Raw genomic sequence first — 13849 nt, forward strand, 5'->3', positions numbered from 1 at the left:
CGTCCTTATATTTTTGTCACTTGTATTTTGATTTATTTATGCCGCAGTCTAAAAAACACAAAACATTTTATGCTATTGGATTAAGCTACAAAAAAGCAGATGCCGTAACGCGCGGTCATTTTAGCTTAGATGAAAATGCTAAAACTGCTTTATTTACTCAAGCCAAAGCCAATAACATTTCTAGCCTTATTGTAACTTCAACATGTAACCGTACTGAGTTATATGGGTTTGCAGAGCACCCTTTTCAATTAATAAAATTACTTTGTGACAACACCAAAGGCACCGTTGAGGAGTTTCAAAAAGTAGCTTATATTCACAAAAGCAACGAGGCAGTTTCGCATATTTTTAAAGTTGGTGGTGGTTTAGATAGTCAAATTTTAGGTGATTTCGAAATTATAAGTCAGTTAAAGGCTGCGGCAAGACAATCTAAAAAAGAAGGGTTGCTTAACAATTACTTAGAGCGTTTGGTAAATGCTGTAATTCAAGCTAGCAAGCGTATAAAAACCGAAACAAATATTTCGTCTGGTGCCACGTCTGTTTCGTTTGCTTCTGTTCATTATATTCTCAACAATGTTTCGGATATCACTAATAAAAACATCCTACTATTTGGTACAGGGAAAATAGGCAGAAACACTTGTGAAAACCTAATAAAGCACACCAAAAACGAACATATTACTTTAATAAACCGCACAAAAACAAAAGCCGAAGAAGTTGCTGGCAAATTTAATGTTGTGGTTAAAGATTATGCCAATTTACAGGAAGAAATTAATGGTTCGGATATTTTAATTGTTGCTACAGGCGCGCAAAATCCTACGGTTGATAAATACTTGATACAATCCAAAAAACCATTATTGGTTTTGGATTTATCTATTCCTAAAAATGTTGACCACAATGTTTCTGAACTAGACAATGTAACGTTGGTTCATTTAGACCATTTATCACAAATTACAGATAAAACTCTAGAAGACCGTAAAACGCATATTCCTGTTGCCGAAGCCATTATTGAAGAGGTTAAAGCAGAATTTAACAGTTGGCTAGAAACCCGAAAGTTTGCCCCAACAATAAAAGCTTTAAAACTTAAATTGAATGATTTTAAAACTGCTGAACTAGATACTCAGCGGAAAAAACTTTCTGATTTTAACGAAGAACAAGCTGAATTAATAAGCAACAATATCATTCAAAAAATAACTAATCACTTTGCGCATCATTTAAAAGATGATGACATCTCTACTGATGAAAGTCTAGAACTCATAAAAAAAGTGTTTCAATTAGAAGAAACTAAGTATGTCTAAAGTCATAAGAATTGGTACACGCGATAGTAAATTAGCACTTTGGCAAGCCAAAACCGTACAACGAAAACTAGAAGATTTAGGATATAACACCAAACTAGTTCCTGTAAAATCACAAGGCGACATTATTCTAGACAAACCACTTTATGAGCTTGGTATAACAGGTGTTTTTACCAAAACTCTGGACATCGCCATGCTTAATGGCGATGTAGATATTGCTGTACATTCTATGAAAGATGTCCCAACAGCATTACCTAAAGGCATTGTGCAATCGGCCGTTTTACCGCGAGCAAACACCAAAGATATTTTAGTTTATAAAGATGTAGATTTTTTAAACACCGTTGGAACTATTGCAACAGGAAGTTTAAGACGCAAAGCCCAATGGCTTAACAAATACCCTAATCATACCGTTGAAGGATTGCGAGGCAATGTTATAACACGTTTACAAAAATTAGAAGACAGTAGTTGGAACGCTGCTATTTTTGCCAAAGCAGGATTAGAACGCATCGCCATTCTCCCCGAAAACCACATCGAACTGGATTGGATGATTCCAGCACCAGCACAAGGCGCTATGGTTGTTGTAACATTGCAGGATGATACGTTTTCAACTAAAGCTATTTCAAAGTTAAATCATCAACCTACCGAAATTTGCACCCATATAGAACGTGAGTTTTTACGCGTTTTAGAAGGTGGTTGTACAGCACCAATTGGAGCGTCGGCTACAATTAATGGCGACTCTATTCAATTTGAAGGCGTGTTACTTGCTCTCGATGGAACTAAAAAATTAAGTGTAAGTAAATCCGTGGCGCGCTCCAAATACAAAGGTTTTGGAGAAGCTTGCGCACTAGAAATTTTGGAAAATGGTGGGGATGAATTAATGAAAGCTATAAAAGCTGCATTGTAAAATGACCATACTTTCAACCAAAATATTAACCCAAGAACAAAAAAATGTTCTCACAAAAGCTAATATCAATGTTATAGATTATAATGCTATTACTATTGATTTTTTAGATTTTGATGATGAAATTATAGCTGAGAACGCCATTATTACTAGTAAAAATGCTGTAAAAGCGGTAATAGACAAAAAAGTAGTGATAAAAAACTGCTTTTGTGTTGGTGAAAAAACAAAAGCTCTTTTAGAAGAAAATGGCCAAAATGTAACTAAAATGACTAATTATGGTACAGATTTGGCTAAATTCATTGTAAAAAACCATAAAAACGAGCATTTTTGGTTTTTCTGTAACAACATTAGAAGAGACGAATTACCAAATATTTTAACCAAAAATAACATTAGCTTTAAAGAAGTTGAAGTATACAAAACGGCTTTAAATAAACAACTTATTTCAAAACCATTTGACGCCGTATTATTTTTTAGCCCAAGTGGTATTGAAAGTTTTACAGCAAATAACTCTTTAAAAAACAAAGCCATATTTTGTATTGGTAAAACAACAGCAAAAGCCGCAAAACCGTTTGCCGAAAACATTCATATAGCAAACAAACCAACTATTGAAAGTGTTTTGAAATCGGTCGTTAAACAGCTTACTAAATAACATAACAACGCATTACATTTAAGCCTTTATAAACAAGGTAAAATACAAAGACATTATGATAAAAAACGATTTATTCTTAAGAGCTTTAAAAGGTGAAACCGTGCAACGCCCACCTGTTTGGATGATGCGCCAAGCAGGACGTTACCTTCCAGAATTTATGGAAATAAAAGCCAAATACGACTTCTTTACACGTTGTCGCACGCCAGAATTAGCTAGCGAAATTACCGTACAACCTATTAGACGTTACGGTATGGATGCTGCTATTTTGTTTAGCGACATTTTGGTCATTCCACAAGCTATGAATATTGAAGTAGAAATGAAACCTAACTTTGGGCCGTATTTGCCAAATCCTGTTCGCACACAAAAAGACGTGGATAATGTTATTGTTCCCGATGTAACGGTAGAATTGGATTATGTATACCAAGCCATTAAAGCCACTAAGGAATTACTTAATAACGACATTCCATTAATAGGTTTTGCTGGTTCGCCATGGACTATTTTATGTTATTGTGTTCAAGGTCAAGGCAGCAAAACGTTTGATAAAGCCAAGGCATTTTGTTTTACCAATCCTGTGGCAGCACATCAAATGCTTCAAAAAATAACCGATACCACTATTGCATATCTTAAAGAAAAAGTAAAAGCAGGTTGCGATGTGGTTCAAATTTTCGATTCTTGGGGTGGTATGTTATCACCAACCGATTATCAAGAGTTTTCGTGGCAATATATCAACCAAATTATAGAGGCTTTAAAAGATATGGCTCCTGTAATTGCCTTTGGAAAAGGATGTTGGTTCGCCTTAAACGAGATGGCACAAAGTAATGCTTCGGCATTGGGAATAGATTGGACGTGCTCACCAAAGAATGCACGATATTTAACAGGCGGGAATATTACGTTACAAGGTAATTTTGATCCTTCTAGATTGTTATCGCCACCATCTGAAATCAAGAAAATGGTTCATCAAATGATTGACGCATTTGGGAAAGATAAATATATTGTAAATTTAGGTCACGGTATTTTACCTAATATACCATTGGAAAACGCCCAAGCATTTATCGATGCTGTTAAAGAATACAATGCTTAAAAACATTATAAGGGGCATACAAGCATATTTAGGAGCTTTTGGGGTAATCTCCAAGTTGAAGCTCTGGAAATACTTTGCCGTGCCCATTTTAATAAGCATCGTTACAGCACTTATTGTTGGGGTTTCTGCTTATGGGTTATCTGATAATATTGGCTCTTTCATCTCAAAACTCTGGATTTGGGAATGGGGTAAAGAGACATTTACAAGAATTGCTAATGTTATTGGTGGGTTATTGATTATTGCTCTTGGACTCATCTTATATAAACATATTGTTATGGCTTTGTCCGCACCATTTATGAGCCCGGTATCCGAAAAAATTGAAGCCCATTTTTTAGGAACAACACATAAAACACGTCGTAATACTAATTTTGGTCAACAACTTTGGCGTGGTATTAAGATAAACCTTCGTAACTTAGGTTTAGAACTCTTTTGGACCATTCCTATTTTACTTATTGGTTTTATTCCAGTTATTGGTATTGTGTCGTCTGTATTATTGTTTTTAGTACAAGCGTATTATGCTGGTTTTGGTAATATGGATTACACCTTGGAGCGGCATTTTAATTATAAGGAAAGTATTCAATTTGTAAAACAAAACCGTGGTCGTGCTATTGGTAATGGTATTGTTTTTATGTTGTGTTTATTAATTCCTATTCTAGGTTTTATCTTAGTGTTACCGCTTTCGGTTACTGCAGCTTCTAGAGAAACAGTTACTTTACTACAATTAAAGAACCATTACAACATTGAACGCTAATGGATTTGAGCAACGAAACTTTTTACTTAGACAACCTAAAATCAAAAGATGCGCTTAGCTTAAATCAGTTAATGATTAGGAATGCAAGACATTTTCAGCAGTATTTACCTAAAACATTGGCACAAAATCTTTCAGAAGATGCTTCAAAAAATTATATTAAAAATAAATCTGAAGCATTTAAAAACAAAACCGAATTCACTTTTGCTATAAAAGAAAAAAGCACCCATAATATTGCTGGTTTGGTTATTCTTAAAAACCTGGATTGGAATACCAAACAAGGCGAATTTGCCTATTGTCTTGGCAATAAATACTCTGGGAATGGCTGGATGAGTAAAAGCGTACAAGCAGCTAAAAATTATGCGTTTAATAAACTGGGCTTGGAAAAACTTCAAGTTATCATACACCACACCAATACCGATAGTATAAATGTAGCCAAACGTTCTGGTTTCACATGGGTTAAAACCTTGAAAAAAGAACATGTTTCAGCAAAGGCCGTGTTGGATATGGAATTATATGAAGCAAAAAATGATGTTTAATTTACCTTATATATGACAGAAAAATCTTTATTATCACCATTTCAAAAATTCGTAAAAATTGAAAGCTTTAGCGGACTTTTACTGCTCGCCGCTACTGTTTTAGCTCTAGTTTGGTCTAATTCGCCTTTTGCCGATAGTTACACGGCACTTTGGGACTACAAAGTTGGGATTACAACCGAAGCGTTTGAGTTAAACAAACCTTTAATTTTATGGATAAACGATGGATTAATGGCGATTTTTTTCTTCCTTATAGGTTTAGAGATTAAACGTGAATTCCTCATTGGCGAACTTAATTCGCCAAAAAAAATTGGGTTTCCTTTAGTTGGGGCTTTTGGCGGCATGGTAATCCCAGTACTTTGCTTCTTTTTAATAAACAACAACCCCGAAACTTTAAAAGGATGGGGAATTCCTATGGCTACCGATATTGCCTTCTCTCTTGCCATACTTACTGCATTAGGCAAACGCATACCGTTAAGCTTAAAAGTGTTTTTAACCGCTTTTGCTATTGTAGATGATTTAGGAGCCGTTTTGGTTATTGCTATATTCTATAGTAGTTCAATAAAGTTTACTCTTTTAGGTGTTGCCTTATTACTATTGGTATTTTTATACCTTTTATCTCATAAAGGCATTTACTCAAAATTTTTCACCATTTCTTTGGGCATTGTCATTTGGATCCTGTTTTTAAAGTCTGGCATACACCCAACATTAGCAGGAGTATTATTAGCTTTTTCGGTGCCTATTAGACAAAAAATAAACACCCAAGAATTTATAAACACCTTAGTAAGCATTACCGATAACATTAAACAAGCTTCTATTTTAAATAAACCCATTCTATCAAAAGAGCAAATTCAACAAATAGACGATTTAGAAGATTGGACCTACAAATACCAATCGCCATTACAACAAATTGAACACAACCTTCACGATTGGGTAGCCTACTTTATAATTCCTGTTTTTGCTTTTGCCAACGCAGGTGTTATTATTAATAGCTCGGCTCCATTAGAATTTAATCTCGTAACAGCCATCGTCGTTAGTTTGGTTTTAGGTAAAAGTATTGGAATAACTCTATTTGTTGTTTTAGCACAAAAAATTAAACTTATTAATATTCCCAATGATATTTCTATATGGCACATTATTGGGGTGTCGTTTTTAGCAGGTATCGGATTCACCATGTCTATATTTATAGCAGGTTTAGCCTTTGTAGGCAACCCCATAAATATCGATTCGGCTAAAATAGGCATCTTAATAGGATCGTTAATTTCAGCTATTATTGGTTTTCTTATTTTAAAATTCAAAAAATAGATATGAAAGATTCATTTTATCAATACATACAAGATTTACAAGACACTATTACTTCAAAATTAGAAAGTATTGATGGTAAGGCACGTTTTGAAGAAGACCTTTGGGAACGTCCCGAAGGCGGTGGCGGACGTACACGTGTTATTCAAAATGGTAATGTATTTGAAAAAGGCGGTGTAAATATTTCAGCCGTTCACGGAAAATTGCCCGACAGTATGCAAACCTATTTTGGTGTAAAAGATGCCGATTTTTTTGCCTGCGGATTAAGCCTAGTCCTTCATCCTAAAAACCCTTTTGTCCCAACAGTTCATGCCAATTGGCGTTATTTTGAAATGTACAATCAACAAGGTGAGATTGTCGACCAGTGGTTTGGTGGTGGACAAGATTTAACACCTTATTATCTTTTTGAAGAAGACGCCAAACACTTTCATAAAATTTGCAAAATGGCTTGTGACAAACATCACCCAGAATTTCACGCCACTTACAAAAAACGTTGTGATGAGTATTTTTGGAACACCCACCGAAATGAAGCTCGAGGTATCGGCGGATTATTTTTCGATTACTGTAAAGCCAAAGACGATTTCTCAATGAAAGATTGGTACAACTTTGTTACCGAAGTAGGCGATAGCTTTTTAGAAGCCTACACACCTATCGTTGAAAAACGTAAAGATTTACCATATACTGAAGCCAACAGAAATTGGCAAGAAATCCGTCGTGGTCGCTATGTAGAATTTAATTTGGTGCACGACAAAGGCACTTTGTTTGGCCTAAAAACCAATGGCCGTATCGAAAGCATACTAATGAGCTTACCGCCTTACGTTCAATGGAAATACGATCATCATCCTGAACAGGGAAGTGACGAAGAAAAATTAATTAAAGTTTTAAAAAAGCCTAAAAATTGGGTTTAACTTTGTCATTCAGAAGGTAGTAAAGAATCTCTTAAGTTAAAGATTCTTTGTTTTACTCAGAATGACATTTAAAAAAATAGAAAATGTACCCACTACAACGACATAGACGATTAAGACAAAACAGTGCCATAAGAAGCCTGGTAAGAGAAACCATCATCACACCAAACGACTTTTTAGTCCCACTTTTTGTTGTTGATGGTAAAGGCGTAAAAGAAGAAATTGCTTCTATGCCCAATTACTATAGATATAGTTTAGATTTATTAGAAAATGAAGTAAAAGAACTCTGGAAACTAGGTATAAAATCGGTGTTACTATTTGTAAAAGTGCCCGATAACCTAAAAGACAATTCTGGAACCGAAGCCTTAAACCCTAATGGATTAATGCAACGCGCCATAAAAACGGTGAAAAATGTTTGTCCAGAAATGTTGGTAATGACCGATGTTGCCATGGATCCTTACTCTAATTTTGGTCACGATGGTGTGGTGGCTAATGGTCAAATTTTAAACGACGACACAACAGCTATTTTATCTGAAATGGCTTTAAGTCACGCCAAAGCTGGTGCCGATTTTGTAGCGCCAAGCGATATGATGGATGGTCGCATTTTTGAAATGCGAAGCTTACTAGAAGATGAAGGGTTTCATAATACAGGTGTTATGAGTTATTCAGCTAAATATGCTTCGGCTTTCTATGGCCCTTTCCGAGATGCCTTGGATTCGGCGCCCGTAGACGTTCAAGACGTTCCAAAAAACAAAAAAACCTATCAAATGGATCCTGCCAACCGTCTGGAAGCCATTAAAGAAACCCAAACCGATATTGCCGAAGGTGCCGATATTGTTATGGTAAAACCTGGTTTGTGCTATCTAGATATTGTTCGCGATATTAAAAACGTTGTCGATATTCCTGTTGCTGTATATCAAGTCTCTGGCGAATACGCAATGCTTAAGGCTGCTGCCGAAAAAGGGTGGTTAGACCACGATGCCGTTATGATGGAGCAAATGACCGCTATAAAACGTGCCGGAGCCGATATAATAGCAAGTTATTTTGCTAAGGACGTTGTAAAATTGATTTCGTAACTTCGCATTAATCAAACTAAAACACAATAATGGGTCTACTCATTTTTTACGCGCTTATTTCTATTTTCTTTTCGTTTTTATGCTCCATTTTAGAAGCTGTTTTACTAAGCATTACCCCAACATTCATTTCCCTAAAGGAAAAAGAAGGCAAAGCTTACGCAGAAACGCTTAAGCAATTAAAAACCGATGTCGACAAACCACTTATCGCCATTTTAACACTTAATACCATTGCGCACACCGTTGGTGCTATTTTGGTTGGTGTGCAAGCTAAAGTAGCTTACGCCGAACTTTATGGAACCGCTACACGCAAAGTTTTTGGAGTAACTTTTACCGAAGATATTATGGTAGGTGTGGTTTCTACCATTATGACAATCCTAATATTAGTGGCTTCTGAAATTATCCCAAAAACCATTGGTGCGACCTATTGGAAACAATTATCTAATTTCACGGCTAAAGCCTTAACTATAATGATTTGGCCGCTTCGTGTCACAGGGATTTTATGGTTATTACAGCTTACCACTAAACTTATAGGCGGTAAAGGTCATCACGGAAGTGTGTTAAGTCGTGAAGATTTTCATGCAATGACCGATTTAGCCGAAGAAAAAGGCGTGTTTTTAGAGTCTGAAAGTAAGGTCATTAAGAATATGCTTACTTTCAAGGACGTTCAGGCCAAGGATATCATGACGCCACGAACGGTTATGAAAATTGAAGATGAATTAATGACCATCGAAGAGTTTTTCAAGAAGAACTCCAACATTAGGTTTTCTAGAATTCCTGTTTACAAAGATGATTCCGATAATATTTCTGGCCTCGTTTTAAAAGACGAAATTTTTAAGGAAATGGCCTTTGGTAATGGCGATAAAAAACTTAATGAAATTAAACGAAACATCATCATTATAAACCGTACAATGCCTATTCCAAAACTGTTTGAGCAGTTGGTAGAAAGCAAAAACCATATGGCATTGGTTGTTGATGAATATGGCTCGGTTAGTGGCTTGGTAACTATGGAAGACGTTATTGAAACCCTTCTTGGTATGGAAATCATGGACGAAAGTGACAACATTCCTGATTTACAATTATTGGCTAGACGCAGTTGGGAAACGCGTGCCAAACGTCTGGGATTAATAGACGATGAAGGCGAAACGCCAGAAAACTAATGGAAACCTGCGTCATCAATACGCCATTAGGTTATACCAAAATTGTTGGTGATGACTATGGTATAAACACCATTACTGTTTTAAATTCCGAAGAACAAGAAACCGATATTATTCCAGAAATATTGCAGGATTGTGTATACCAACTACAAGAATATTTTGAAGGCAAACGGAAAAACTTCACTTTAAAACTCAATCCACAAGGTACCAATTTTCAAAAAACAGTTTGGAAGGCTTTAGCTGAAATTCCCTATGGAAAAACGACCTCTTATTTAGAATTATCGCGACAATTAGGCGATGAAAAGGCCATTCGCGCTGTTGCAAATGCCAATGGTAAAAACCCTATTTGGATTGTAATTCCTTGCCATCGTGTTATTGGAAGCAATGGAAGTTTAACGGGTTACGCTGGTGGACTTTACAGAAAACAATGGTTGCTAGAACACGAAAGTCCATACAAGCAACAAACATTATTTTAGTTTTTACTATCTTTAATTTTTTCAAACTAAAAACCGAATGAAATATCTTAAAAAACTCGCAAAATGGGTGGCTATCCTATTTGCATTACTTATCGTTATTCTTTACCTAACCGATACCGATTATCTCATCAAAGCAGTTAGAACCATCTATTTAAATGGTCATACAACAGCTTACCTCGAAGACTATAAGCATTTTGACAACAAACCGCTTGAGGTTGGCACACCAGAACCTTGGCCAAATCATAAAGATTACAACTCAGCTAAAGCTACCGAAAAATTACAGCAAACCAATACCGATTTGGGCACCATAGCCTACGTTATCATTAAAAATGATAGTATTTGGTTTGAAAAATATTATGATGGTTTTAATGAAAATTCCAAATCCAATTCATTCTCTATGGCAAAGAGTTATGTCTCTGCCATGTTAGGAAAAGCCATAATGGAAGGTCATATTAAAAGTCTTGACCAACCTGTTTGCGATTTTATTCCTGAATTTTGCGACGGAAAAGCTTCAAAATTAACTGTCGGCGATTTATCTAGTATGTCTTCAGGCACCAATTGGGACGAGCGTTACTATTCGCCATTTTCTATTACCACAAGAGCTTATTTTGATGATGACTTAACCAAAGTAATGACCGGGTTAAAAGTGGTAAACGAACCAGGACAAGCCTTTAAATATGCCAGTGGCGACACACAAATGCTAGCTATTGTTATTGAGCGCGCCACGGGGAAAAACCTGTACAAATACCTTTCCGAAAGTTTCTGGAAACCAATGGGTAGCGAAAACCAAGCTTTGTGGCAGCTAGATAGCGAAGAGCACGATTTGGTAAAGGCTTATTGCTGTATTGCTAGTAATGCCAAGGATTTTGCACGAATGGGCAAACTCTACAAAGATCACGGCAAATGGAACGGTAAACAATTATTGGATTCAGCATTTATAGCTAAATCTGTTACGCCACGTTTTAAAGAAAGTCCACAATATGGCTATGGTTGGTGGTTACGTGATATGGGCGATAAATCCTTCTTTATGATGCGTGGTCACCTTGGGCAATATGTTATTGTAGAACCCAATGACAACGTAATTATTGTACGTTTAGGTCACTCCAAAGGCCCTGGCGACGCTGTAGCAACATTTACACCAGATATTACAACCTATATTGAAGAAGCCTATAAAATGTTAGGAGATGCTCTCTAAACTCAACTTAGAAAACATATTATTTTTGGATATTGAAACCGTTCCTGAAACGGCTCAATTTTCTGATTTAGATGACACTAAACAACAACTTTGGGAAACAAAATCGAAATACCAACGTAAAGACGATTATACGGCCGAAGAGTTTTACGAACGTGCTGGTATTTGGGCCGAGTTTGGAAAAATAGTTTGTATTTCGGTTGGATATTTCAACATCACAAACGATGTAAGAACTTTTAGAGTAACGTCGTTTTTTGGTGATGAGATTAACCTTTTGAAGGACTTTAAAAACCTTTTAATATCTCATTTTAGCAAGTCCAAACATTTGTTATGTGCTCATAATGGAAAGGAATTCGACTTTCCTTATATAGCCAGACGCATGATTATCCATAACATTGAATTGCCCTATAAATTGAACTTATTTGGCAAGAAACCCTGGGAAGTTCCACATCTCGACACCTTGGAACTTTGGAAGTTTGGTGACTATAAGAATTATACATCGCTAAAATTATTAACTAATGTTTTAGGCATTCCATCACCAAAAGACGATATTGATGGTAGTGAAGTCTATCAAGTATATTACGAAGAACAAGATATTGATAGAATTGTTCAATATTGTGAAAAAGATACCATAGCTGTAGCACAAATTTTATTGCGTTTACGGGGTGATGAGCTACTACATGATAACGAAATTATTCATATTTAAGTTTTTAAAATAAATGACCCTAAACCCTATTCTCTCTTTAGAAAATGTAAGTATTTCGTTTACTTCGCAAAAACAAGAGAACGAAGTTATTCATGGTATATCTTACCAACTTTTTTCTAATGAAATTTTAGGTATTGTAGGAGAGTCTGGGTCTGGTAAATCTATTTCTTCATTGGCTATAATGGGGTTGTTACCAAAAAGAGTTTCTAAAATCACAAATGGTCGTATTACCTTTTTAGATAAAGAGCTTATTGGATTATCTGATAAAGCGCTGCAACATATAAGAGGGCATGATATTGCCATGATTTTTCAAGAACCTATGAGTTCTTTAAATCCAACTATGACCTGTGGTAAACAGGTTGAAGAAATCTTGCTACAACACACAAATTTAACCCAGCAAGAAGCCAAAGAAGAAACCTTATCGTTATTTAGTAAAGTTAAATTACCTAAGCCCAATCGGGTTTATACAGCGTATCCACATGAAATTTCTGGTGGGCAAAAGCAACGCGTTATGATTGCTATGGCTATTGCCTGCAAACCCAAGATATTAATTGCTGACGAACCTACTACAGCTCTAGATGTTACGGTACAGAAAGACATTATTCAGTTATTAAAAAGTTTACAAGAAGACACTAAAATGAGTGTTATTTTTATCTCTCACGATTTGTCTTTAGTTTCTGAAATAGCCGATAGAGTTTTGGTTATGTATAAAGGAAACATTGTAGAACAAGGAGATAAAACAAGTATTTTTAAATCACCTAAACACAAATACACTAAAGCTTTAATCGCTTCAAAACCATCGTTACGTGTGCGGTTTAAGCGGTTACCCACCATTAAAGATGTATTAAATAATACCGTAAACAAAGCTATTATTAGCAAAGAAGAACGCGAAAAAAAACAGGCTTCTTTATATAGTAAACAACCATTATTAGAAGTATTTAATCTTGAAAAAACCTATTTTTCAAAGTCGGGTTGGTTTTCAAAAAAGGAAGGGTTTAAGGCTGTTAACAATGTAAGCTTTAAGGTTTATGAAGGCGAAACATTAGGGCTTGTAGGTGAGTCTGGTTGTGGCAAATCTACATTATCTAATGCCATTTTGTTACTTGACAAAGCCACCAGCGGAAGCATTACATATAATGGTCAAGATATTACCAATTTAACCCCAAAAGAAGAACGTAAACTACGTAAGGATATACAAATTATTTTTCAAGATCCATTTGCATCTTTAAACCCAAGAATTCCTGTAGGAAAAGCTATTATGGAGCCTATGGAAGTACATAACATAGGAACATCTTACAAAGATAGAAAACAACGCGTAATTGAGCTGTTAGACCGTGTTGGGCTTACCAAAAGCGATTTTAATAAGTATCCTCATGAATTTTCTGGTGGACAACGCCAACGTGTTGGTATTGCAAGAACAATTGCTCTACAACCTAAGTTAATTATTTGTGACGAATCGGTATCTGCTTTAGATATTTCTGTTCAAGCACAAGTATTAAATTTATTAAATGAGCTAAAAGAAAATTATAACTTCACCTATATTTTTATTTCTCACGATTTATCGGTAGTAAAATATATGTCCAATCAACTACTTGTTATGAATCAAGGTAAGATAGAAGACATTGGCGATGCCGATGCAATTTATAATAGTCCTAAAACAGATTATACTAAAAAACTAATTGATGCTATTCCAAAAGGATTATAGCATAAATACTTTTCTAGTTAACTTAAAAACGTTTCTTAAAAATTTTAATGAATTTTGAATGCTCGTAAAAAATTTGCTTTCAAAAAAAGTAGGTTTTGGTAGATTTGGGGCAACATGGTTCATAAGTAA

14 protein-coding genes are annotated in these 13849 nt (G+C 35.5%); all 14 read left to right on the forward strand.

Annotated features, from left to right (window positions below; genetic code table 11):
• The first annotated feature begins 38 nt into the window (after positions 1-38).
• The 14 genes from hemA to EJA19_RS00860 all read left to right on the forward strand — a co-directional run bounded on the left by hemA (position 39) and on the right by EJA19_RS00860 (position 13720).
• Entirely contained in the window at positions 39-1292 is a 1254-nt protein-coding gene (gene hemA / locus EJA19_RS00795; protein WP_125466438.1) for a glutamyl-tRNA reductase, read from the forward strand.
• Positions 1285-2193: a hydroxymethylbilane synthase gene (hemC, locus tag EJA19_RS00800; protein ID WP_125466439.1), complete on the forward strand. Its 909-nt coding sequence runs from the start codon at positions 1285-1287 to the stop codon at positions 2191-2193. The genes hemA and hemC overlap by 8 nt, the downstream gene beginning before the upstream one ends.
• Before the next feature lies 1 nt (position 2194).
• A complete protein-coding gene (locus tag EJA19_RS00805) occupies positions 2195-2839 on the forward strand; it encodes a uroporphyrinogen-III synthase (protein WP_125466440.1) in 645 nt (214 codons plus the stop codon).
• Between the two features lie 55 nt (positions 2840-2894).
• Positions 2895-3920, forward strand: a complete 1026-nt coding sequence (gene hemE / locus EJA19_RS00810) for a uroporphyrinogen decarboxylase (RefSeq protein WP_125466441.1) — start codon at positions 2895-2897, stop codon at positions 3918-3920.
• Positions 3913-4671 carry an EI24 domain-containing protein gene (locus tag EJA19_RS00815; protein ID WP_125466442.1) on the forward strand — a complete coding sequence of 253 codons (759 nt, stop codon included), beginning with the start codon at positions 3913-3915 and terminating at the stop codon, positions 4669-4671. The genes hemE and EJA19_RS00815 overlap by 8 nt, the downstream gene beginning before the upstream one ends.
• A complete protein-coding gene (locus tag EJA19_RS00820; protein WP_125466443.1) occupies positions 4671-5207 on the forward strand; it encodes a GNAT family N-acetyltransferase in 537 nt (178 codons plus the stop codon). Before EJA19_RS00815 ends, EJA19_RS00820 begins: the two co-directional genes overlap by 1 nt.
• A 12-nt stretch (positions 5208-5219) precedes the next feature.
• Positions 5220-6509: a Na+/H+ antiporter NhaA gene (gene nhaA, locus EJA19_RS00825; RefSeq protein ID WP_125466444.1), complete on the forward strand. Its 1290-nt coding sequence runs from the start codon at positions 5220-5222 to the stop codon at positions 6507-6509.
• Positions 6510-6511: 2 nt separating this feature from the next.
• Positions 6512-7414: an oxygen-dependent coproporphyrinogen oxidase gene (hemF, locus tag EJA19_RS00830; RefSeq protein WP_125466445.1), complete on the forward strand. Its 903-nt coding sequence runs from the start codon at positions 6512-6514 to the stop codon at positions 7412-7414.
• Positions 7415-7497: 83 nt separating this feature from the next.
• Positions 7498-8487, forward strand: a complete 990-nt coding sequence (gene hemB / locus EJA19_RS00835) for a porphobilinogen synthase (protein WP_125466446.1) — start codon at positions 7498-7500, stop codon at positions 8485-8487.
• Positions 8488-8516: 29 nt separating this feature from the next.
• On the forward strand, positions 8517-9644 hold the full coding sequence (locus tag EJA19_RS00840; RefSeq protein WP_125466447.1) for a CNNM domain-containing protein: 1128 nt from the start codon (positions 8517-8519) through the stop codon (positions 9642-9644).
• Positions 9644-10117, forward strand: a complete 474-nt coding sequence (locus EJA19_RS00845; RefSeq protein ID WP_125466448.1) for a methylated-DNA--[protein]-cysteine S-methyltransferase — start codon at positions 9644-9646, stop codon at positions 10115-10117. The genes EJA19_RS00840 and EJA19_RS00845 overlap by 1 nt, the downstream gene beginning before the upstream one ends.
• 37 nt (positions 10118-10154) lie before the next feature.
• Positions 10155-11312, forward strand: coding sequence for a serine hydrolase domain-containing protein (locus tag EJA19_RS00850; RefSeq protein ID WP_125466449.1), 1158 nt, complete (start codon positions 10155-10157; stop codon positions 11310-11312).
• The gene (locus tag EJA19_RS00855; protein WP_125466450.1) at positions 11302-12015 is read left to right on the forward strand and encodes a 3'-5' exonuclease; all 714 of its coding nucleotides are present in this window, start codon (positions 11302-11304) and stop codon (positions 12013-12015) included. The genes EJA19_RS00850 and EJA19_RS00855 overlap by 11 nt, the downstream gene beginning before the upstream one ends.
• A gap of 13 nt (positions 12016-12028) precedes the next feature.
• Positions 12029-13720, forward strand: a complete 1692-nt coding sequence (locus EJA19_RS00860) for an ABC transporter ATP-binding protein (RefSeq protein WP_125466451.1) — start codon at positions 12029-12031, stop codon at positions 13718-13720.
• Positions 13721-13849 lie beyond the last annotated feature (129 nt).

The organism is Mangrovimonas spongiae (assembly GCF_003944795.1).
GTDB classification, from domain to species: Bacteria; Bacteroidota; Bacteroidia; order Flavobacteriales; family Flavobacteriaceae; genus Mangrovimonas; species Mangrovimonas spongiae.